Source organism: Clostridium tertium (assembly GCF_017873245.1).
Classification (GTDB): Bacteria; Bacillota; Clostridia; order Clostridiales; family Clostridiaceae; genus Clostridium; species Clostridium tertium.
The window spans coordinates 1-24,058 of record NZ_JAGGJY010000026.1 but is presented as its reverse complement, the minus strand read 5'-3'; the positions used below and the strand labels follow the sequence as shown (position 1 = coordinate 24,058).

The 24,058-nt window shown below is 25.6% G+C and carries 22 protein-coding genes; 19 read left to right on the top strand and 3 right to left on the bottom strand.

The window, feature by feature from the left end; all coding sequences use genetic code 11:
• Positions 1-209 precede the first annotated feature (209 nt).
• Positions 210-1,526, top strand: a complete 1,317-nt coding sequence (locus tag J2Z25_RS18075; RefSeq protein ID WP_008680701.1) for a nucleotide sugar dehydrogenase — start codon at positions 210-212, stop codon at positions 1,524-1,526.
• Between the two features lie 58 nt (positions 1,527-1,584).
• Here J2Z25_RS18075 and J2Z25_RS18070 read toward each other — a convergent pair whose 3' ends face one another.
• Positions 1,585-2,427 carry a Cof-type HAD-IIB family hydrolase gene (locus J2Z25_RS18070; protein ID WP_097033164.1) on the bottom strand — a complete coding sequence of 281 codons (843 nt, stop codon included), beginning with the start codon at positions 2,425-2,427 and terminating at the stop codon, positions 1,585-1,587.
• A 188-nt stretch (positions 2,428-2,615) separates the two neighbouring features.
• On the opposite strand from J2Z25_RS18070, the gene J2Z25_RS18065 reads away from it, so the two are divergent.
• The gene (locus J2Z25_RS18065) at positions 2,616-3,182 is read left to right on the top strand and encodes a sigma-70 family RNA polymerase sigma factor (RefSeq protein WP_099345807.1); all 567 of its coding nucleotides are present in this window, start codon (positions 2,616-2,618) and stop codon (positions 3,180-3,182) included.
• Positions 3,183-3,456: 274 nt separating this feature from the next.
• Here the strand turns inward: J2Z25_RS18065 and J2Z25_RS18060 are convergent, their stop codons facing one another.
• Positions 3,457-4,044, bottom strand: coding sequence for a sigma-70 family RNA polymerase sigma factor (locus J2Z25_RS18060; protein WP_209741534.1), 588 nt, complete (start codon positions 4,042-4,044; stop codon positions 3,457-3,459).
• Positions 4,045-4,384: 340 nt separating this feature from the next.
• On the opposite strand from J2Z25_RS18060, the gene J2Z25_RS18055 reads away from it, so the two are divergent.
• The 16 genes from J2Z25_RS18055 to J2Z25_RS17980 all read left to right on the top strand — a co-directional run bounded on the left by J2Z25_RS18055 (position 4,385) and on the right by J2Z25_RS17980 (position 21,265).
• Positions 4,385-5,107 carry a CpsB/CapC family capsule biosynthesis tyrosine phosphatase gene (locus J2Z25_RS18055; protein WP_209741533.1) on the top strand — a complete coding sequence of 241 codons (723 nt, stop codon included), beginning with the start codon at positions 4,385-4,387 and terminating at the stop codon, positions 5,105-5,107.
• 682 nt (positions 5,108-5,789) lie between these two features.
• On the top strand, positions 5,790-6,467 hold the full coding sequence (locus J2Z25_RS18050; protein WP_209741532.1) for a YveK family protein: 678 nt from the start codon (positions 5,790-5,792) through the stop codon (positions 6,465-6,467).
• A gap of 9 nt (positions 6,468-6,476) precedes the next feature.
• On the top strand, positions 6,477-7,130 hold the full coding sequence (locus tag J2Z25_RS18045; protein ID WP_209741531.1) for a CpsD/CapB family tyrosine-protein kinase: 654 nt from the start codon (positions 6,477-6,479) through the stop codon (positions 7,128-7,130).
• A gap of 55 nt (positions 7,131-7,185) precedes the next feature.
• Positions 7,186-7,959, top strand: a complete 774-nt coding sequence (locus J2Z25_RS18040) for a tyrosine-protein phosphatase (RefSeq protein ID WP_209741530.1) — start codon at positions 7,186-7,188, stop codon at positions 7,957-7,959.
• Positions 7,960-7,997: 38 nt separating this feature from the next.
• Positions 7,998-8,657 carry a sugar transferase gene (locus tag J2Z25_RS18035; protein WP_111928250.1) on the top strand — a complete coding sequence of 220 codons (660 nt, stop codon included), beginning with the start codon at positions 7,998-8,000 and terminating at the stop codon, positions 8,655-8,657.
• Positions 8,658-8,675: 18 nt separating this feature from the next.
• Entirely contained in the window at positions 8,676-9,722 is a 1,047-nt protein-coding gene (locus J2Z25_RS18030; RefSeq protein WP_209741529.1) for a mannose-1-phosphate guanylyltransferase, read from the top strand.
• Between the two features lie 29 nt (positions 9,723-9,751).
• Positions 9,752-10,837 carry a GDP-mannose 4,6-dehydratase gene (gene gmd, locus J2Z25_RS18025; protein ID WP_142690576.1) on the top strand — a complete coding sequence of 362 codons (1,086 nt, stop codon included), beginning with the start codon at positions 9,752-9,754 and terminating at the stop codon, positions 10,835-10,837.
• A gap of 13 nt (positions 10,838-10,850) precedes the next feature.
• Positions 10,851-11,783, top strand: a complete 933-nt coding sequence (locus J2Z25_RS18020; protein WP_209741528.1) for a GDP-L-fucose synthase family protein — start codon at positions 10,851-10,853, stop codon at positions 11,781-11,783.
• A 22-nt stretch (positions 11,784-11,805) separates the two neighbouring features.
• Entirely contained in the window at positions 11,806-13,107 is a 1,302-nt protein-coding gene (locus J2Z25_RS18015; RefSeq protein WP_209741527.1) for a glycosyltransferase family 4 protein, read from the top strand.
• Positions 13,100-14,071 carry an NAD-dependent epimerase/dehydratase family protein gene (locus J2Z25_RS18010; RefSeq protein WP_209741526.1) on the top strand — a complete coding sequence of 324 codons (972 nt, stop codon included), beginning with the start codon at positions 13,100-13,102 and terminating at the stop codon, positions 14,069-14,071. Before J2Z25_RS18015 ends, J2Z25_RS18010 begins: the two co-directional genes overlap by 8 nt.
• 44 nt (positions 14,072-14,115) lie before the next feature.
• A complete protein-coding gene (locus J2Z25_RS18005; RefSeq protein ID WP_195624524.1) occupies positions 14,116-15,237 on the top strand; it encodes a glycosyltransferase family 1 protein in 1,122 nt (373 codons plus the stop codon).
• Positions 15,230-16,162 carry a glycosyltransferase family 2 protein gene (locus tag J2Z25_RS18000; RefSeq protein WP_209741525.1) on the top strand — a complete coding sequence of 311 codons (933 nt, stop codon included), beginning with the start codon at positions 15,230-15,232 and terminating at the stop codon, positions 16,160-16,162. Before J2Z25_RS18005 ends, J2Z25_RS18000 begins: the two co-directional genes overlap by 8 nt.
• Positions 16,163-16,174: 12 nt before the next feature.
• Positions 16,175-17,152 carry a glycosyltransferase gene (locus J2Z25_RS17995; protein WP_195624522.1) on the top strand — a complete coding sequence of 326 codons (978 nt, stop codon included), beginning with the start codon at positions 16,175-16,177 and terminating at the stop codon, positions 17,150-17,152.
• 25 nt (positions 17,153-17,177) lie between these two features.
• Complete coding sequence (locus tag J2Z25_RS17990; protein WP_209741524.1) at positions 17,178-18,347, top strand: polysaccharide pyruvyl transferase family protein; 1,170 nt, start codon at positions 17,178-17,180, stop codon at positions 18,345-18,347.
• Entirely contained in the window at positions 18,334-19,509 is a 1,176-nt protein-coding gene (locus J2Z25_RS17985) for an O-antigen ligase family protein (RefSeq protein ID WP_209741523.1), read from the top strand. The genes J2Z25_RS17990 and J2Z25_RS17985 overlap by 14 nt, the downstream gene beginning before the upstream one ends.
• A gap of 361 nt (positions 19,510-19,870) precedes the next feature.
• Positions 19,871-21,265 (top strand): flippase, encoded by a 1,395-nt coding sequence (locus tag J2Z25_RS17980; protein WP_195624519.1) that lies wholly within the window; start codon positions 19,871-19,873, stop codon positions 21,263-21,265.
• Positions 21,266-21,691: 426 nt separating this feature from the next.
• On the opposite strand, the gene J2Z25_RS17975 is transcribed toward J2Z25_RS17980, so the two are convergent.
• Positions 21,692-22,477 carry a hypothetical protein gene (locus J2Z25_RS17975; protein WP_209741522.1) on the bottom strand — a complete coding sequence of 262 codons (786 nt, stop codon included), beginning with the start codon at positions 22,475-22,477 and terminating at the stop codon, positions 21,692-21,694.
• Positions 22,478-22,691: 214 nt separating this feature from the next.
• On the opposite strand from J2Z25_RS17975, the gene J2Z25_RS17970 reads away from it, so the two are divergent.
• Positions 22,692-23,912 carry an HRDC domain-containing protein gene (locus J2Z25_RS17970; RefSeq protein WP_209741521.1) on the top strand — a complete coding sequence of 407 codons (1,221 nt, stop codon included), beginning with the start codon at positions 22,692-22,694 and terminating at the stop codon, positions 23,910-23,912.
• Positions 23,913-24,058 lie beyond the last annotated feature (146 nt).

Below are 24,058 nucleotides of genomic sequence, written 5' to 3'. Positions count from 1 at the left end.
CCCAAAAAACATAAAAACAAAAAAATCAAAAAATCAATAAATAACTATAATATACCTAATATAATAATTAAATAAGCAATAATTAATTGAAAAATGTAGTAAAATATAATAATTAATTAAAATATAGAAACTTATATAATCTAAAAATAAAAATATAACAATTTTATAATATCAATTATCAAGTTTTTAATTGATTAGGAGGAAAAATAATGTCAGTTTTAAAAGATGAATTATTACAAAAAATAAATAATAAAACTGCAAAAGTTGGTGTAGTAGGTCTAGGTTATGTTGGATTACCTTTAGCAGTTGAAAAAGCAAATGCAGGATATCAAACAATAGGGTTTGATGTTCAAGATCAAAAGGTAGAAATGGTTAATAAGGGTCAAAACTATATTGGAGATGTTGTAGATGATGAATTAAAAGAATTAACAGAAAAAGGGCTTTTAAGAGCAACTACAGATTTTAGCTTTATAAGAGATGTAGATACAGTTTGTATTTGTGTACCAACTCCACTTGATTTATATAAGCAACCAGATTTATCATACGTTGTAAATTCAACAAAAGATGTTGCAAAGTATTTACATAAAGGTATGATAGTAATATTAGAAAGTACTACTTATCCAGGAACTACTGAAGAAGTACTTAAGCCAATATTAGAAGAAAGTGGATTAAAGTGTGGAGAAGATTTCTTCTTAGCATTCTCTCCAGAAAGAGTAGACCCAGGTAACAAGAGCTATAATACTAAAAATACTCCGAAAGTAGTTGGTGGATGCACCGCGGAGTGTACAGAAATAGCAGCTGCTTTATATGAAAATGTGTTAGAAGGGGAAATTCATAAAGTTTCTTCACCAGCAGTAGCTGAAATGGAAAAGATATTAGAAAATACATTTAGAAATATAAATATAGGTTTAGCAAATGAAATGGCTATTCTTTGTAACAGAATGGGAATAGATGTATGGGAAGTTATAGATGCTGCTAAAACTAAGCCATATGGATTTATGCCATTTTATCCAGGTCCAGGGCTTGGTGGACACTGTATTCCATTAGATCCTTTCTACTTAGAATGGAAAGCTAAGGAATACGATTATCATACTAAGCTTATTGAAACATCAGGAATCATCAACGATTCTATGCCAGATTTTGTTTTAGAAAATATCATGAAGATATTAAATAAGCATAAAAAGGCTTTAAATGGATCAAAAGTATTAGTTATGGGGTTAGCATATAAGAATGATATCGATGATTATAGAGAATCACCATCATTTAAAGTTATAGAATTATTAGAAAAGAATGGTGCAGAAGTTATAGTTAATGATCCTTTCTGTGATACTGCTAAATACAAAGGAAAAACTTATTATTCAGTAGATTGGAAAGAAGTTATAGATGAAGCAGATATGGTAGTTATAACAACAGGCCATAGTGTTTATGACTATGAACAAATAGTTGATAGAGCTAAAGTTGTTTACGATACAAGAAATGCAACTAAAGAAGTTGTTAATAATAGAGAAAAGATTTATAAATTATAATTTAAAATTTTTTAAAAAGCTATGAGAAAACTCATAGCTTTTTATTAAGTTATTAAGATTATTTTAAGACAAACATTTCAATTGCTTTAGCTACACCATCGTTATTATTAGTGTCAGTAACGAAATCTGCAATATCTTTTACCATTTGAAGGCCATTTCCCATAGCAACACTAACTCCAGCAAATTTAAGCATTGAAATATCATTTTCAGAATCACCTATACACATAACTTCTTCTGGATTTATATTAAAAGTATCAGCTAAATGCGCAACTGCATTTCCTTTAGAAGTAGTTCCAACCATAACTTCAAAGTTATCAGTTCCAGAACTAACAACATGAAGTCTATCACCAAATGTTTCTTTAAGTTCATCTTTAGCTGCCCATAAGTTATCCTTATTTTCAGCTTCCTCAATAACAATACCTTTAAGAATTTTTCCGTCAAAGTTACTTATTGTTTCAATCACATCACTATTAACTATAAATTTAACTTTTTTATCATCTGGTAAATCCTTATTCATTATAGTATAAGCATGAGTTGCAGGAACTTCATCCTCCCTAATAAGTGTATCCCAACTATTAAAGTTAACAGTTAATCCATGCTTCTTAACAATTTTATAAATTTCAATAGCTATATTTTTAGGAATAGGATTTTCTAAAATAGCTATATCATCATATTTATGTTTTATATATGCTCCATTAGAGCCTATAACTGGAGAATCAATTCCAATTAAATCAGCGTAATATCTTGCAGAACAAAAAAGTCTTCCAGTAGTAATAGCAATCTTAACGCCTAAGCTATTTGCCTTTTTTAGAGCTTCCTTATTTCTTTCACTAATTTCGTGTTTGCTATTTAATAAAGTTCCATCCATATCGATGCAAATTAATTTTATATTATGGTTCATATGTATCTCCTTCCAAGAAAATAAATTAAGTAAAAAATAACTCTTTATATCTAGTATAATCTATAATGCAAAAAAATGAAAATTTTATTGAAATAAAATTTCACTGTCAGAAATTGCGATAAGAAATTATAGCATGACGAACGTGCGTTTGATATAATTTAATTATAAATTATTGAGGAGATGAATTTATGAATCAATTAATAGTGAGGGCTAAACATGGGGATAAAAAGTCAATGGAAGAAATATTAAAAAACTTTGAACCACTAGTTTACAAAACTTCAATTAGCTATTATATTTACGGGTATAGTGAAGAGGATATTAAGCAAATAGCGAGGCTTACAATTATTGAATCCGTAGAAAAATTTAATACTGATTTAAGTGATTCTTTTCCTGCTTACGTACAAAAATGCATAAAAAATAAGATGTACAAAGAAATAGAAAAAGCAACTAATAAGTACTATGAGAATAAGCTAAATAGAGAAATAACCAATTCAATAGACGTAGAAGAAATCATAGATAAAGATACAGATGTTTCAGAAGAGTGTATTAAAAAGGAGTTGAGTGGCATTCTATTTAAATCCATAGAGAAGCTTAATAAAGAAGAAAAAGCTTTACTTAATACTATTTATGTACAAGGTATAACTTTAAAAGAGTATTCTAAAAGAACAAATATCGAATACCATAAGCTTAGATATATGAAGGATAAAATAATGGAAAAGCTAAGAAATGATTCAAATCTATTAAAAATAAGATAGCATCAAAAGAAGATAGTAGTAAAATATAAAAACTACAAAGGCAACAGGAGACAATGATAAAGCTATGGATAAAACTTTAAAATTCAGCATTAGATATAATATTATTTATAATAAAAAAGCCAATATTAAAAGGTTTGATTATTATTTGAATTTATTTAAGCTTAACGTAAACTTTTATAATTTTTTATACAATGAAATATAAAAAGGACTATTGAAAGAAAAATCAATAGTCCTTTTTACTTTATATAATAATAATTATGTTTAAAGATAATTACTAATAAAAATTAAGCATCATATTTTTAAGCTTCTTCAGAGCTCTTTTTTTCAAACAACAACAATAGTAATAATCCTTTTCTTTTAATGCACAATATCGAGATAGATTAGGTTTATCATTTGATATATACAAAAAGTCAATAAGATCTCTTTCTTCATAATCAAGCTTTTTTAAAGCTAAATGAAGATTTTCATTTACAGCACTTTTAATAACAGTATCTTCAACATTTATATTTTCATCTATTATACTATCTCCAAGCTCACGCCCATCCTCATTAACATTATTTAAACTAAATTCAGAATTATATTTAATTTGACTTCTGCAAAGATATTTATAACCATTTTTTATTGCCCAAAGGGCATAAGATGGAAACTTATCAACATTCTTAGATAAATCAAAAACATCTATAACATGAAGCAAATTTATAACACCGATTTGAACAATATCTTCAAAGGATTTATTCTTTAGATAAATTGTTTTAGCTTCTTTTATAATTAATGGATAATACATCTTTATAATTTCTTCTTTTGAACTAGAGTCATTATTTTTAGCTTTTAATAACAAATCTCTCATTAACAAATCTTCCATAAAATTTTCTCCTCCGCCTTTATAAGTTCTTTCATTAAGTAAATATCTTTGAAAAAGAAAAATTGAGAAAAAAATATAAGAAATTTTTTGCCCAAAAAGTACAAAAAATAAGAATAATTATTTCATTCAAGTTAATTTCATTATAAGATCAATTAAAGGTAACTAAGATATGAACAAAATATGTCTATTCAAATCCTTAATTTAACATTTAAAGGGATAAAATTACATATAATAAATAAACTTACTTATATACTGTCTAAAACTGTAGAAGAAAATGTGTGGTTTAAATGAATTTTTGGATTTATAATTAAAATTATAAAAAATGGAATGAGGGGATAAAATGGTATTTGTAAACTTAATTTTTAAGGAATTAGTTATACATGGAGATTTTAAGTCAACAGTTCTACTTAAAAAAATAGAGGAAGCAGCAAAATGCAATATAAAAAGACTTGTTTTAGCTCCTGCATATTATGATGAAGATAGCAAAACTACAATAGAAGAAGTTAAAAAAATAGTAGAAGAATTAAATTCATATTTAAAAGTGAAAAATATAGATTTAACTTTATATTCAGGAAATTTACTAAGAGATAATTATGAAAATGTAAAATACTATATAGATGAAATTTTAGGTGGTATAAATGAAACTAATTTTGTTTTACTAGATGTTGAAGAATCAAATAAGATAGATGATTTATTAGAAATAGTTTTTGAATATAAAATACGAAATTTAACACCTATAATAATTAGTCCAGAAAAAATGGAAGAAATAATAAAAGATAATAAAAAAATAGACAAACTATTAAATGAAGAATGTCTATTTCAATTAGATCCAGGAAGCTTAAAAGGGATTCATGGAAAAAAGATTCAAAAAACAGCCAAGGCTTTATTAAAAAAAGATATATATAATTTTGTTGGTTTTGAGGAGAAGATAGAAGAAGCTTATATAGATAAATCAATAGAAGATTTAAGTAAAAAAAGCTTATTCATACTAAATCCAGAAGGCTCAAGGGCAAAAAGAATTTTAAAAAGTCCTAAAAAGAAAAAAGTGGGTATTTTTAGATAGATATTCAGAAGTTACTGAGTATCTTATTTTAAACATTAAATATAAGCATAAATATGAAGAATATATGAATATTTATGGGGATTGATAATGCATTTAATATAAGGTAATTAAACGACAAAAAATGATAAATTTAATATATATTTAAATAATATTAAAATTGAAATTAAATATATAATAATTGACTTAACGTTGATAGAATCAAATATAAGTTAAATTATTTGATTTAAGATAAGTTCTAAGATAAATAATATATTATTAAAAACATTAAAAAATATTATTCAAATAAAATATATATTTTTAGCTAAATTTTAAAATAACTAAATAAAATATACAAAAAAATCTTAAGACAACATTAAAAAATGTAGTTTACATTAGAATAGTTGAAATTTAGCTAAATATGTTGACGAAAAAATAAAACATAAATATGCAAATGTGCTATAATTTTATACTGTTAATATAATTTAACATATTTTAAAATAATTTAACAAAGTGTAGGTTTTAGAATTATGATTAAATATTCAAGTTATTATATATAAATAAAAAATAGTGATGTATAGAAAAATTAATAAAAAGTTTAATAGGAATATAAATTTTACTTAAATTCATCTAAAAATATGTAAATAATATAGTTTTTAATGGTATAATAAACTGAAAATGTGATTATTTAGTAGGAGGAATTAAGTTGGAAGAACAAGTAATAAGATTAGATGAATTGTTTGAAGCCTTAAAAAAGAGATGGTTAATGATAGTTTCAATTACATTAATAGCTACAATTATATCAGCTGTATTAAGCTTTTTTGTAATTAAGCCACAGTATGAGGCTAGTACAAAAGTTTTTATAGGTAAAGATGACAGTGATACACAGGGTTATAATCAAAATGATGTAATTATGTATCAAAAGCTTATGAAAACTTACTCAGAAACAATAAAAACAAGAGATTTAGTTTCTAAGGCTTTAAATAAGACAAGTTATGATTTAGATGCAGAAAATGTTTTGAAAAGTTTAACTGTACTTTCAGTTACAGATACACAAATTCTACAAATACAATATAAAAGCAATAGTCCAGAAGAAGCAAAGGATGTAATCAAAGAAGTATCTAAGGAGTTTATAAGAACATCCAAGGATTTAGTTCCAAATGGAAATATAAGAGTAATAGAAGAAGTTCAATTACCAGAAAAGCCAGTAAGTCCAAATAAAAAAATGAACATTGCAATAGCATTTTTATTAGGGCTAATGGCAAGTGTAGGATTAGCATTCTTACTAGAATTCTTAGATAATACATTTAAAACTAAAGAACAATTAGAAAGAGAACTAGAAGTACCAGTAATTGGTTTAATTCCTACAGTAAAGGAACTTTAGGAGGATGTTATGTTTATAGTAGAAAAACAACCAAAGTCTATAGCAGCAGAAAGTTATAGAACATTAAGAACAAATATACAATACTCATCTTTTGATAAAGAATATAAAGTAATAATGGTAACAAGCTCTGAGCCAGGAGAAGGAAAATCAACAACAGCAGGCAATCTTGCTTTATGTTTGGCTCAAGGAGATAAAAAAGTAATATTAGTAGATTGTGATTTAAGAAAACCATCGTTACATAAAAAATTTAAAGTTTCAAATATAATAGGTTTATCAGATGTAATAATAGGTAAAGAAGAATTAGTTACAGCAATTCATAGATATAATAAAAACTTAGTAATACTAACTTCAGGGAAAATACCACCTAATCCATCTGAAATGCTTTCATCTAAGACAATGACTGTATTATTAGAAGAACTTAAAAATAATTTCGATTATATAATTTTAGATACTCCGCCTGTACAAGCTGTTACAGATTCACAAATACTTTCTACAAAGTCAGATGGAACAATAATAGTGGTTAAAGCAGAAAGAACAAAAAAGGATTCGGTAGAAAATGCAATAAACCTTTTAAAGAAGGTAAATGCAAATATTATTGGAACAGTATTAAATGGAGTAGATAATAGTAGAAATAAATATTATTACTACTACGGAGAAAAGTAAGGACAATGGACATTTGTCAATTATTAATTATCAATTGAATTTCGGAGGTTTTTTTATGGTAGATTTACATTCTCATTTAATTTGGGAAATTGATGATGGATCTAAATCTAGGGACATGACTTTGAATATGTTAAGACAAGCTGTTGAGGGTGGAACTACTAAGTTAGTTCTTACTCCTCATTATATGCCAGGGTATTTTGAGGCGACCTTAGATGAAGTGAAAAAGAGAACAGAAGATATAATGAAACTAGCTATAAGAGAAGAAATAAATCTTGATATTTATCAAGGGCAAGAGGTTTATTATACAGACAAAATATATGAAAACTACATTAATAATTATATAGGGACCATAAATAATTCAAGATACATGCTAATTGAATTCAACATGAGGGATTTTTCTATTAAAGAAGCTATTGAGAATATTTATGAGTTACAACTAAAGGGAATAGTACCAGTTATAGCTCATCCAGAAAGATATCAAAAGTTTATAAAAAATCCTTCTTTGATAAATGAATTTATTAAGGAAGGATTTCTTTTTCAGGTAAATAAGGATAGTTTAACAGGAGATTTTGGAAAAGAAGTTAAAAAAACTACAGAGATATATTTAAAAAATAATATATACAGCTTTGTTGGTTCAGATGCACATAGAGATACAAAAAGAAATGCAAATATGCAAAATGCCATAAATTACTTGGAGAGTTTTAATAAAAAATATGCAAATTATTTACTAGATTCTGGGGAAAATCTTTTGAATAATAAAGAAATTAAATTTGGGGGAAGTTTAATAAAAGAGAAAAAAGGGTTATTTGGTATATTTAATAAAGTTTAAATTAGATGGAAATAAATTTTAAGGGATGGGATTTAATCATGGAAAGACTTCAAATTGAAGAGCAAGAAATTATTCAGATTGAAAGAAAAGAGAATATTTTATATGAAGTATCTAAAAGGGCTTTAGATGTTATAGCTTCATTTTTAGGATTAGTAATTTTAAGCCCTATATTATTAATTGTGGCTATTTTAATAAAATTAGAATCAAAGGGACCAGCAATATTTTCACAAAGTAGAATAGGTCTAAATGGGAAAGAATTTAAAATGTACAAATTTAGATCAATGGTACAAAATGCTGAAGAGTTAAAAGAAAAGTTAGCAAAACAAAATGAAATGTCAGGTCCAATGTTTAAAATGAAAAATGATCCTAGAATTACTAAAGTAGGTAAGTTTATAAGAAAAACAAGTATAGATGAGCTTCCACAATTATTAAATGTTTTAAAAGGTGATATGACTTTAGTTGGGCCAAGGCCAAGTCTTCCAAGAGAAGTAGAAAAATTTGAATCTTGGATGTTAAAAAGACTAGAAGTAAAACCAGGGCTAACATGCTACTGGCAAGTTTCAGGTAGAAATAATATAGATTTTTATGAATGGATGAAGCTTGATTTAAAATATGCAAATGATATGAATTTTTGGTTGGATATTAAATTGATTTTTAAGACAGTAGCTGTACTATTTGGAGATAAAAATGCTTGTTAGTAGAGGGGGGATGATAATATGTTATGTGCTTTAATTATGGCAGGAGGTAAAGGAACTAGATTTTGGCCTTTATCAACAGAAGAAAAGCCAAAACAATTTTTAAATTTAATAGATAAAGAAACTATGATACAAATGACTGTTAATAGAATAAAGCCTATTATACCAATAGAAAGAATATTTGTATGTACTGGAGAAAGTTATGTTGACTTGATAAATGAACAATTACCTGAGTTGCCAAAAAGAAATATAATTATTGAACCAGAAGGAAGAAATACTGCTCCATGTATAGCATTATCAGCATTTGTTATAGAAAAATATTACAAAGATGCAACTATGGTTGTATTGCCTTCTGATCATCTTATTAAAAATGAAGAAGAGTTTAGAAATATTATATTAGATGCAGATAAATTCTTAGAAGAAAATAACGAAGCAATAATAACATTAGGAATGTATCCATCAAGACCAGAAACAGGCTATGGATATATAAAATGCAGTAACAACAAAAATCAAGGACTAGAACATGAGGTTATAAAGGTAGATAAATTTGTAGAAAAGCCAAACAAGGAATTAGCAGTAGAGTATATATCTGAAGGTAATTATCTGTGGAATGGTGGAATGTTTGTATGGAGAGTAGAAAATATACTAGAGCAAATAAGTAAATATTCTTCAAGTACTTATGAAGCCCTACATAAGATACCATATGTAGAACTTAAAAGTTTACAAGCTTTAATTAATGAAAATTATAAAAATACAGAATCAATATCAATAGATTATTCTGTATTAGAAAATTCAAAGGATGTATATGTTATTCCAAGTGATATTGGATGGGATGATGTAGGTAGCTGGGAAGCGATAGACAGATATAGAGAAAAAGACAATTTGGGAAATGTAGTCATTGGACAAGGCAAATCTATAAAAGGTGAAAATAATTTATTAGTTTCTTCTAATTATAAGGTTGTTGTAGAAGGGCTAAGTGATATATATGTTATAGAAAATGATGGAAAAATTATAATAGGGAAAAAATCAAATGTTGTTAATGTTAAAGAGTTAAAAAGTATTGTTTGAAAATAAATTTAGGTGGAGGAATAATTTAAGTGAAAAAGGTTGCTTTGATTACAGGTATAACAGGTCAAGATGGTTCATATTTAGCAGAATTATTATTAGAAAAAGGATATGAAGTTCATGGGATAGTTAGAAGACATTCAACTATAAATACTTCAAGGATAGATCATTTATTTGAGAATCCAGACATAGGAAATAAAAAGTTATTCCTACATCATGGGGATTTAACAGATTCATCAAATTTAAATAGATTAATAGAAAAAATTAAGCCAGTTGAAATATATAATTTAGCAGCTCAATCTCACGTTGCTGTATCCTTTGAAGTTCCAGAATACACAGCAGAAGCTACAGGAGTTGGAACATTAAGACTTTTAGATGCAATAAGAGAAAGTGGAGTTAAGTGTAAATTTTATCAAGCTTCAACTTCAGAATTATTTGGAGGGCTTCCAGAATCAGCACCACAAAGCGAAAAAACACCATTTTATCCAAAGAGTCCATATGGAGTAGCAAAATTATATTCATATTGGATAACAGTAAATTATAGAGAAAGCTATGATATGTTTGCATGTAATGGAGTTTTATTTAACCATGAATCGCCAAGAAGAGGAGAAACTTTTGTTACAAGAAAAATTACAAGAGCAGTAGCTTCAATAATGTCAGAAAAGCAAGAAAAACTATCTCTTGGAAATTTAGATGCAAAGAGAGATTGGGGCTTTGCAGGAGATTATGTTTATGGAATGTGGCTTATACTTCAACAAGAAAAACCTCAAGATTATGTTTTAGCAACAAATGAAACTCATACAGTAAGAGAATTTGTTGAACTTGCATTTGCTGAGGTTGGAATAGAAATAGAATGGAGAGGTACTGGAGTAAATGAAAAGGGATATGATAAAGAAACTGGTAAGTTACTAGTAGATGTTAATCCAAGATACTTTAGACCAGCAGAAGTTGAACTTTTATGGGGAGATGCAACTAAAGCAGAAAGAGAATTAGGTTGGGAAAGAAAGATAAGCTTTAAAAATCTAGTTTCAATTATGGTAGATGCTGATATGAAAGAAATTGCAGGTTTAGGTTCACAAGAATTTATTGCAAGAAATGAAGCAGCAGCAACAAAGTAAGAAGGTGAATTATATGAATAAAGATAGCAAAATTTATGTTGCAGGACATAGAGGTCTTGTAGGTTCAGCTATAGTAAGAGAATTAAAGAAAAAAGGTTGCACAAATATAATAGGAAAAACACATAAAGAATTAGATCTTATGGATGCTTTAGCAGTAGAAAACTTTTTTAAAGAAGAAAGACCAGAATATGTATTTTTAGCAGCTGCAAAGGTTGGAGGAATATATGCAAATTCAACTTATCCAGCAGATTTTATATTTGAAAACCTACAGATTCAAAACAATGTAATAGGAAACGCATATAAATATGGAGTTAAAAAGCTTATGTTTTTAGGAAGTTCTTGTATTTATCCTAAAATGTGTCCTCAACCAATAAAGGAAGAATACTTACTTTCAGGATATTTAGAAGAAACTAATGAAGCATATGCACTTGCAAAAATATCAGGGTTAAAGATGTGCCAGTATTTTAATAAGCAATATGGAACAAACTTTATAAGTGTTATGCCAACTAACCTTTATGGACCATATGATAATTTTCATCCAGAACATTCTCATGTAATGCCAGCACTTATAAGAAGATTCCATGAAGCAAAAGTAAATGGAGCAAAAGAAGTAGTAGTATGGGGAAGTGGCAAACCACTTAGAGAATTTTTATATTCAGAAGATATGGCAGATGCATGTATTTACTTAATGGAAAACTATGGAGGAAATGACTTCTTTAATATAGGAACAGGAAAAGAAATAACTATAAAAGCTTTAGCAGAACTTATAAAAGAAGTAGTTGGATATGGCGGAGAAATAGTTTGGGATTCTTCAAAACCAGATGGAACTCCAAGAAAGCTTCTTGATGTAAGTAGATTAGAAAGCCAAGGCTGGAAATATAAAATGGAACTTAAAGATGGAATAAAAGAAGCATATAAGTGGTATTTAGAAAATTATGAAGCTTAAAGATTAGAAAGGTGACTAAAATATGGAGGAGAGAAAAAAACTATTAGTTTATGCACACTATTATTACCCAGATGTAGCATCAACAGGGCAAATATTAAAAGAGCTATGTGAAGGATTGAAAAAAAACTTCGATATTACAGTTATATGTGTTGTTCCTAGCTACACTGGAAAGATAGATAATGATTATAAAAAAGAAAAATACTACTTTGAAAATATCAATGATATAAAGGTAATAAGAGTTAGGGTGCCAGAGTTTAGCAAAGAAAATAAGAAAAGTAGAATATTAAATTTACTAGCTTATTTCTTTAGAGCAATAGTTGCTACATTAAAAAGTGGTAAACAAGATTATGTTTTCTCAATATCTCAACCTCCAATTTTAGGTGGGATGCTAGGAGTAATTGGTAAGTATATAAAAAGTGCAAAATTTATATATAATATTCAAGATTTTAATCCAGAGCAAATTATGGCTGTTGGATATAGTAAAAATAAATTGCTACTTGGCTTTGTTATGTGGTTAGACAAACTATCATGTAGGATATCAAATAAAGTTATTGTTGTTGGAAGGGATATGCAACAAACTTTAAAAGATAGATTTAAAAATAAAAAGGTTCCCAATAATACTTTTATAAATAATTGGATAAATGAAAAAGAAATTTACCCATTACCAAGTGATAATGAAAAAGTATTAGAATTTAAAAAAAAATATTCTTTAGAAAATAAAACTATAATAATGTACTCAGGAAATATTGGGCTTTATTATGATTTAGAAAATCTTATAAAAGTAATAGGAAGATTTAGTGATAGAGAAGATGTAGTATTTGCTTTTATTGGAGATGGAACTGTAAAGCAAAAGCTTGTTGATTATGTTAATGAAAATAACTTAACAAACGTTAAGTTTATTCCATACCAATCAAAAGAAGATTTAAACTACTCATTAAATGCAGGGGATGTACATTGGGTTGTTAATGCAAAAGGAATAAAAGGAGTTTCTGTTCCAAGCAAGCTTTATGGAGTTATGGCAGCGGGGAAAACAGTGCTTGGAGTATTGGAAGAAGGCTCAGAAGCAAGACTTATCATTGAAGAAGGTGGATGTGGAGTTTGCATTGAGCCAAGCCAATATGAAGTTATTTATGAAAAAATAGTTGATATTTTAAATGATATTGATAACTATAAAAAGATTGGATTTAGGGGTAAAGAATACGTTGATAAATTTATTAAAAAAGATGTGGCTATTGGAAAATATAAGAAAGAAATAGATTTAATAAATAAAGAAATAGTAAATAGAAGTATCTTTAGTGGAGTGGGGGTAAATAAAAATGTCTGAAAGAATTTTAGTTACAGGTGGTTCTGGATTTATTGGAACTAATATTATAGAAGATTTAATACAAAAAGGATATTTAATAAAGAATATTGATATTGAAGAACCCAAAATTAAAGAACGAAAAAATATATGGAGCAAAATAGATATTAGAGATTATATAAATTTTGAAAAGGAGGTGCTAGCTTTTAATCCGGATTATATCGTTCACTTAGCGGCTCGTACAGATCTTGAAGGTAAGACACTAGATGATTATTCTTCTAATACGATAGGCGTTGAGAATATGATGAGAATAGCAATGAAAGTTCCAACATTAAAAAAGATAATTGTTACATCTTCTAAGTTTGTAAATCCTAATGGATATATACCAGTTAATCAACGTGATTATAATCCTCATACAGTTTATGGAGAAAGTAAAGTAATTACAGAAAATAAAGTTTGGGAGAATAGACCTACTTGTGATTGGTGTATTATTAGACCAACATCTATTTGGGGGCCATGGTTTGCAGTACCATATAGAAATTTTTTTGATATGGTTATGAAGAGATTGTATTTCCACATAGGCAATACAAAGTGTTATAAAACATATGGATATATTGGTAATAGCATTTATCAAGTTGAATCATTACTTTTTACGAATACTTTAGATGAAGATAATAAAGTATTTTACATAGGAGACGAACCAGCTTATGAAATTAATGAATGGGCAGATGAAATAGCAAAAGAGTTAGGATTTAAAATTCCAAGAATGCCTGCTTGGATTATAAAAAGTGTAGCTATTTTTGGAGATTTTTTGAAATTATTTAAAATAAAATTTCCTATGACTAGCTTTAGATATGGAAATATGACAAATGACGGAGTAAATGATATGAGTAATACTTTAAAGATTGCACCAAATCAGCCATATACAAGAATTGAAGGAGTAAAAGAAACATTAAAGTGGATTAAAAAATATGAAAATAGAAAATAAGTTTAAGAAAAGCTTATAAATTAATAATAAATTTGAGGTGAATTATGACTAAGCCTATAAGAGTTTTAATGGTAAATTATAAGATGCAATGTGCTGGAATAGAATCATTTATTATGAATATGTATAGGAATATTGACAGAGAAAAAGTGAAAATAGATTTTTTAGTGCATTATTCAGAAAGGCAATTTTATGATGATGAAATTGAAAGAATGGGTGGTAAAATTTATAGGTTGTCTATTAGAGAAGATAATAACTTTATTAAGTATAAATTAGAATTAAATAAATTTTTTAATAATCATCCTGAGTATAAAATAGTTCATGGGCATATGGAGAGTTTTGGAGTATTTTATCTTAGAGAAGCGAAAAAAAATGGAATTCCAATTAGGGTAGCACATAGTCATATTGCAAAAAGAAATAGTGGAATAAAAGGATATATGAAAAGTGTTTTGAATATGTTTTATAAAACTTATGCAACACATTTATTTGCATGTTCAATTGATTCTGGGAAGTTTATTTTTGGAAGGAAAGAGAATTTTATAGTATACAATAACGCAATAGATGTTGATAAATTTAAATTTAATAAAGATGTGAGTGATAATATAAGAACAGAGTTTGATATTAATAATAATTTTGTAATTGGGCATGTAGGTAGATTTAACACTCAAAAAAATCATATTTTTCTAATTAAAGTATTTAATGAGGTTCATAAAAGAAATGATAAAGTAACCTTGTTATTATTAGGTGAAGGAGAACTTGAAAATGAAATAAAGAATATGGTTAAAAAATTAGGTCTAGAAAATAATATTAAGTTCTTAGGTGTAAGAAGTGATATGGATAGGATATATCAAGCTATGGATTTGTTTATATTACCATCATTATTTGAAGGATTACCAGTTTCAGCTATTGAAGCTCAAGCAGCAGGACTTAAATGTATTTTATCAGATAGAATTACTAAAGAAACTACTATGACTGATAATATAGAATATCTTTCTCTAAATAGTGGTTTAAGTAAGTGGGCTAACGAGATATTAAAATATAACAATAATTATGAAAGAAAAGATACATCTAAATTAATTAAGCTTTCAGGATATGATATAAAAAGTCAAGCTAAGCAGCTGCAGGATTTTTATTGTGATTCATACAAGGAATGGTGCGAAAATGAATGAGCTAATATCAGTAATCATTCCAATTTATAATGCTAAGGAGTATCTTAACAAATGTGTTGATAGTGTAATAAATCAGACTTATAAAAATATAGAAATAATACTAGTTGATGATGGTTCAAATGATGGAAGTGAGGAGATATGCAAAACCTATTCTCAAAATTATAAAAATATATCATGTATCCATATAGAAAATAACGGTGTTTCTAATGCTAGAAATCAAGGAATTAAAATTTCTAAGGGAAAATATATTGGATTTGTAGATGCGGATGATTATATAGATGATGGTATGTATGAGGTACTGCATAACCTGATAAATTATGATATTAAGTATGATATGTCAGTTTGTGAGATTTATGATAGAAAGAGTAATGGAGTTCAAAAATTAAATTCCCAGGAAGCTATATATAATTTGTTTAATATAAATAGTTTTGGAGGATATGCTTGTAATAAGTTATTTAGGAAAGAAAAAATAGATTTGTTAAATTTAGAATTTAGGGAAAATATAAGCATGTGTGAGGATTTATTATTTACATATATCTATTGTAAAAATTCTAACAATATTATTTATACAAGTGAAAAATATTATTTCTATATTAATAATGATCATAGTTTGGTAAATAATAGTTTTAATGTGAAGCAAATGTCGGTAATAGATACATTTAATATAATATTAAAAGATGAAAGTATGTATGGGGAAAATATTAGAGCATGCATCAAATCAAATTATGTAGTAATACTATTAAAAATATATGTAAAGTTATTAATTCAAAAAAGTAATTCAAATATAGAAAATATATCATATATAAAGGATATAATTAATAAGAATTTTAAAGTTTTTATAAAAACAAATAATATACCTTTTAAATATAAATTATACAGTATTATTATCATGTATTTTCCTGTAATAATTAGATTATTAAAATAGTGGGTGGTTTATATGTTAAGTATTATAGTACCAGTTTATAATAGTGAAAATTATTTAGAAGAGTGTTTAGAGAGTTTAGTTTTACAAGATTTTAAAGATTTTGAAGTGATACTTGTGGATGATGGCTCAACAGATAGAAGTTTAGATATATGTAGTAGATATAGTGATAGATATAGTAATATTAAAGTATTCCATCAAGAAAATAAAGGAGTTAGTTCAGCACGACAAAATGGTTTAGAAAAGGCAGAAGGTGATTGGATAATATTTGTTGATTCTGATGATTTTGTTGAAAAAAATATGTGTAACATTATTAATGAAAGCATATATGAAACTAATTGTGATGTAATAGTTTTTGACAAAGGATTTAATGAGAAATATTTTTATAAAGGAAATAAATCAGAACTAGTAAAAGGAATATTAGGATTTGAGGCCAAGTTTGATTTGAATAATAGAAAATTATTTAGTGTGTGTAGTAAAGCTTATAATAAAGGCTTCCTTTCAAAAAATAAAGCAGTATTTGAACATAATCTATTTAACGGAGAGGATATGATTTTTAATATTAATGTATTTACTAAAGCAAATAGTATTAAATTTGTCGATGAGGAATTTTATTATTATAGAAAAAATATAAGTTCTATTACTCATTCGTATAATAAGAAAATACTAAAAAATGATGAGTACTTTCTTAAAAAGTTGAATGATATATGCAAAGAAGTTTTTGATAATACTGAATTAAAAATTATATATAATGAAACAGTACTAAATGGATTATTTATATGTATTAGAAGATATTTTGCAAATTCAAAAAATGAAAATAATATATTAGCGAAGCGAAAAGAATTACAGAATTATTTATTAAAGAAACCTTATTATGAAGAATTAAAAAGTTTTCAATATTTGTATAGTAAATTAAGTATAAAAAAGAAAATAATTTTATTATTATTAAAATATAGAATGATTATACCTGTATTAATTATATGTAAGAATTAATTAAGTGTAAAGGTGAGGGTGAAGAATGGATAACAGGATTGGATTAATTACATTTCATAGTTCATATAACTGTGGATCAATGTTACAAGCATACGCATTGCAACAAGTATTAAATAATATTCCCAATAGCAATAATGAGTTAATAAATTTTGTAGGAGAAGGTCAAAAAAGATTTTATTCTATATTAGTAAAACCTAAAAATATAAAAGAGATTATAAAAAATATAATGTTTGGAATATTCTATAAGAAAATAAATAGTAATTATGAAGATTATAGAAAATTTATAAATGAATATTTGAATTTATCAGAAAAAGAATATGGTAGTACGGAAGAGTTAGAGAAATCTCACTTAGATTATAATATATTAATTTGTGGAAGTGATCAGGTATGGAATACTAAATGTTTAGATTTTGAAGATGCTTATTTTTTATCGTTCAAAAATAATGTTAAGAAGATAGCATATGCAACAAGTATGGCAGCAAATAATATAATTGGACAAGGGAAGGAAATAGAAAATAGATATAGAAAATATTTAATGGATTTTGACAATATTTCAGTTAGAGAAAGAAATGCTAAATTATGGCTGGAAGAACTTGCTGGAAGAAAAATAGATATTACTGCAGATCCTACGTTATTAATATCATCAGATGAATGGTCTAAATTAGCATTTCCAAAGATGGAAGAAGAATATATATTTTACTATTCAATGTGGTACACAAAAGAGATTAATAAGGAAATACAAAAAATATCAAAAAAATACAATATGCCTGTATACGTAATTGATGCAAAAGAGTGGGTTAGAAGAGGATTGTGGAACTACGGATTCAAACTAGCACCAAACGGTGGTCCTAGAATGTTTTTATCTTTAATTAAAGATGCAAAATTAGTATTTACATCTTCCTTTCACGGAACAGTATTTGCATCAATATTTAAAAGAAATTTTTGGTATATAAAAAGTAATATAGCCAATAGTAATGATGATAGAGCTTCATTTATATTAGAGCAATTAGGTTTAGAAGAAAAATTAATAACGAAAGAAAAAATACAAGTTATTGATTTATGGGAAAAAGTTGATTTTATCGAAGTTCATAAAAAAATTGATGCCTTAAAAGAATATTCTAATAAATATTTATATGAATCATTAGAAGAACAGTATAATAAAGAGAAGAAAGTGATTAAAGATGAAAATAAGTAAAGATAAAATTTCTATTTTATTAATTATAATCTTTTTATTACCCTACTTTACAACGTATTTATCCATTACTAATGAATTTATTTATAAGGTGACTGTAGTATTTAGAATAATATCATTTATAGTAATTACTATTGCCAATGTTTTGGATTTATCTAAAAAATTAGAGATTTCTAATATTACAATTATATCTATATTAAGCGTAATATTACTATTTATATCTACTATTATAAATAGAGGAAGTTACTCAAAATTTTTAGGATATTTAGTAACGAGTTTAGGTATATTGTTTACAATTTCATATTATATAAAAAGAAATAAAGAAAATTTATTAACAGGAATAGTATATACATTTAGGATTATGATATATATTAATTTTATTACTATGATTTTGTATCCAGATGGATTATATAAAGTATATGATATATACTCATCAGCAGTAATAAGATATAATTTTTTAGGTTTAGATAATGGAATTAGCCCTTATTTTATAACTATGATGGGATTTAGCTTATGTAGAGAATACAATTTTAAAAGTAAAATTGGATTAATGTGTAAAGTAGATATTATAATTTCGGTGATAAGTATTATATTTTATTGGAGTGCTACTGCTATTATTGGATTTATGGCATTTATAATATTTATTTTACTTGCTAAATTTTTGAAGAGGATAATTAACTTGAATACATTATATAAACTAATTTTAATTTTATCTATAGTTTTGGTTGTTTTTGGAGGAACAGGTGTTTTAGCTCCGTTTTTGGAAAATTTTCTTAAAAGAGATATAACTTTGACTGGGAGAACTTATATATGGAAGGAAGCTATTACAATGATATTAAAAAAAACTTGTTTAGGATACGGAATACAAAATACGCCTAATATAGTTTATTTTTTTATTTATAATGATTATAGAACTGCGCATAATGAATATTTACAAGTTTTATTAAATGGTGGCTTATTTTATTTTTTATGTTTAGTTTTTCAATTAGTAATAGTAAAAAATAATATTGTAAAGTTTGGTCAAAATAATTTAACCTGTGTGATTATGAGTTCAACAATCGTAAGTTTAATGGTAATGATGATTGCAGAATCATATGGACAAATGTTATGTCTATATATGGTATTATATTTTTCATATTACTTTTTTAGAAAAATAAGATTATAAAAAAGTAAATTAAAGAATTTTTAATAAGGTAATAGTGAGTTGTTTAAAAATAAATACATAAGTTAGTTTTGAATTTAATTATTTTTATATAATCATATAGATAATATGATTTAAGTAATTATAAAAAAATGTACAATTATCTTGCGTATTAATCTAATAGTATAACTTAATAATTATATTATAAATTTATTAATAACAATTTTAAATTACTTCATAAAATATAATACTATATAGCATATGTTGAAAAATAGTACATAAGTTATTATTTTTATTACTTTTAATGTATATAATTTTAAATTTTTTAATAATAATAAAGTTTTTGTATAATTTAATATACATTTAAACTAATTAGGAGAAAATAATGAACTCAATTAAAAAGAATTTATTCTATAATGTTTTTTATCAATTTTTATCGTTAATACTTCCTATGATAACGTCACCTTATATTTCTAGGATTCTAGGGGTTGAAGCATTAGGAACATATTCATATTCATATTCAGTTGCTTCATATTTTTTATTATTTGCCATGTTAGGAATATCCAATCATGGTAACAGAAGTATTGCAGCATGTAGAGATGATAAGGGTAAAATGAGTCAAACATTCTCAAATATATATATAATCCAATTTATTAATTCAATATTAATTATTTTTATATATACAATATATTCAGTTATTTTTTCAGAAAATAATCAAATTGCATTGATACAAGAGATAATAGTAATATCAGCTTTATTTGATATAAGTTGGTTTTATTTTGGAATAGAGCAATTTAAAGTTACAGTTATGAGAAATACTATTTGTAAGATATTAACAGTAGTTGCTGTTTTTATTTTTGTTAAAAAACCTGAAGATTTATTTATATATGCATTTATAATGGCAACTTCCGTTTTAGTTAGTCAGATATTATTATGGAGTTTTCTAAAAAAATATATAAATTTATCCAAGCCAACATTTATTAATTTGAAAAAAGATATTAAAGAAATTATGGTGCTTTTTTTACCTGTATTAGCGTATAGTTTTTATAGAATTATGAGTAAAATAATGCTTGGGAATATGTCAAATATGACTGAGGTAGGGTACTTTGAAAATGCAGATAAAATTATTGTTATGCCAATGGGGATAATAACAGCTCTTGGAACTGTTATGTTGCCACGTATTTCTAATTTAATATCCAAAGGACAACATAAACTTCAAAAGTTATATATAGAGAATTCTTTTCAGTTTGTTACAATTACAGCTTCAGCATTATGTTTTGGTTTAGCTGGAATATCAAATATTTTTGCACCAATATTTTTTGGAGATGAGTTTATTAAGTCTGGTAATTTAATAGCGCTTCTATCAATTACAATATTATTTGCATCATGGGCAAGTGTAATTAGAACTCAATATTTAATTCCTAATAAATTGGATAAAATATATGTTCTATCGATGAGTATAGGGGCTATTTCAAACATATTAATTAACTTAGTTCTTATACCGAAGTTTAAATCTTATGGTGCATCAATTGGAACTATATCAGCAGAATTTTTAGTTATGTTTGTTCAATTTTGGTGTGTCAGACGAGATTTAAATATAAAAATATATATAAAAAGAAATAGTATTTACTTATTATTTGGATTTATAATGTTTTTATTAGTAAGGTTAATTGGATATCATATGAGTCAAAACATAATTACATTAATTATAATAATTGCTTTTGGAGCTATAATTTATATAGGTTTAGTTTTAGTACACCTATTATATAAAAAAAGGTAAAAATATGATAGTAGATTAGTACATTTTGTAAAAAGTGTAATGATCCACAACCAACAAGAAACATCTGGCATAAAAGAACACCTGATTATAGCAAGTGGATTGCAAGGCATCCCACAAGCACCACTGGGAATGCTTACAGGATATCTCTATATTCTTTTACAGCATCTTTTACTATTATTTTAGATATGTTTTTTAGTTTATTGTTTATAATCTTGTTTCCATACGGTAATCTAGTATCACTAGTATCTAAAGTTTGTATTTCAGAATATTTTTCAATCCAAACTTTACCATTGTAAGGAACATCAGTTAATCTTGATTTTAATGTATCGTAATTTGAGCCTGATAAACCTCTGTAATCAAAGCTTATTGATTTTGCGCAGTTGTTTATTAGGTTTTTTTCTATTATATTATCGCGTCCCCATCTAGCTAGTATGCTAGTGGTACATTTTCTATTTTTGCAGTACTATCACTCCAATCGTGAAACCAATATCCATTTACATATGCATTATCATAATTGAAATTTTTAGGTAGCTCATCTTTTATATTAAATATATATTTTTCATTTCCTTTTAAATCTTTGTTATTAATAATATTGTTAGTTAATATGAAATCATTATTTGGATATCTAGCTAAGCTTAAGGCTCTATCATCTGAAAAGACTTCAGGAGCTTTTTCTATAGAACTATCTTTTAAGTTAAAATTTATATTTTCTTGTGACAAATCATAGCTGTATATTTTATCTTTAAATATATTGAGGATATTATTATTGATAGATTTTAATTTTTTATTATCTAAGGTAATGCCACCTGAAAAAAATACTTTATTTTTATTTTCACCTATAAAGGAAATAGATATATCCTTATTTAACAAGTCTGTATTAGCTAGTTTAAAGCCTTCAGAAAAATTGTATGTTCCATTGTCTATATAAACTTTTATTGAGCCATGAGTTATTTTTTTATTATTAATATCTTTAATTAACAAGTCTTTAAATTCATTAAGGCTTTGTAATGGATTATCCTTATTGACAATATTATTATCATTTCCTTTTTCTGAAATATAGTATATATAATCAGCTTTAACGAAGATATCTTTTAGGTATAGGGGACAAATAGCAATTAAGATAATTATTATAATAGAAATAAAAATTAAGTTATTAAGATATTTTTTATATAATTTATGTTTTTTATTAATTATAAAAGTACTATATCTCATAATATCTCCTTATTATTATTCCTTAAATATTAATATAAAAGTGCATATTAAATTCTATTAAAGAAGAGTAGAGATTATAAGTAAAAACTAAATTAATTACAGTGCCATTTAATTCATAGATATTTGGTAAAATATTGATAAATTAATATGAATATATATATTTATAAAGTATAATTTATATATACTATAAATTATACTTTATGAGAGGTACAAAATGGCTTTATTCAACAAACTAGATAAACCTATATTTTTAAAGGAAGAGAGTGAAGCAAAATATTATATTTTTAAACTACAGGAATTACATAGCAGAGCACCAGAAGGGCTAAAGGGAAGAATAGAAAAGGAGTTGAAAATTGCAACTCTTGGAGAATTAGGAGAAAATAATATAGCTTTTGAGCTGGAAAATAGTGGAATACAAATGTACATATTGCATGATATATGCTTAGAAACTAATGAATTATCTGCACAAATTGATTATATAGTTGTAACAAGAAAAGTAATATTTATAATTGAATGTAAGAACCTTATAGGAAATATAGAAATAAACTCACAAGGAAATTTCATAAGAACTTATAATTTTAATGGTAAGTTTATAAAAGAAGGAATATATTCTCCAATAACTCAAAATGAAAGGCATTTGGAAGTGTTAAAGAGAATAAAGAAAGAGTCTAAAAGTAATTTTATTTCTAAGATGCTTTTTGATAAATATTTTAATGATAATTATAAATCACTAGTAGTACTAGCAAATCCTAAAACTGTTTTAAATTCAAGATATGCTAAGAAGGAAATTAAGGATAAGGTTATTAAAGCAGATCAACTTATTAATTACATAAAAGAAGTTAATTCTAAATATGATTTAATGTCTTTAAGCGATAAGGAAATGAAAGAGATTGCAGATAGGTTACTTGCCTTACATAAATCAAGTAAATTAAGCTTCTTAAAAAAGTATCGTGAATTAATAGAGTTGGTTGATAATTATGATTATAAGAATGATGTTAAAACTGTATTTAATAATAAAGAAATAATAAATGATAGCAGTATTAATAATGCTAAAAGTAATATAATAAATGAAGATAAAAGTTCTGTTACCAATAATATTGATAAAAGTAACAATATAAATAATATATACAATACAAAGAATATAAATGTTAATATAAATAATACTGTTATTAATAATAGTATAGGCAATAAAATCAATAATAATAGTGATATTATAAATGATAATGAAAACTTAATAAAGAAATTAAAGGAATACAGACTTCAAATGAGTAGAGCAGAAAATACAAAACCATATTTTATTTTTAATGATAAACAAATGACTGGTTTATTAGAAAAAATGCCTAAGACAAAATCAGAGCTTAAAGAAGTTTCAGGTTTTGGAGAAGTGAAGGTTGAAAAATATGGTGATTTTATTTTGAAAATTTTAAATGACTAAGTTTTTAAATCTCTAAAAGACTTTTATTAAAAATTCAAGGACCTAACGTTTTGGTCTGCCCCCTAAAAAGTAGACATTGTTAAAAAGGATATATCATTGTGAATTACAAAAATGGCTTCGATATTTAATTGGAGCCATATTTTTTA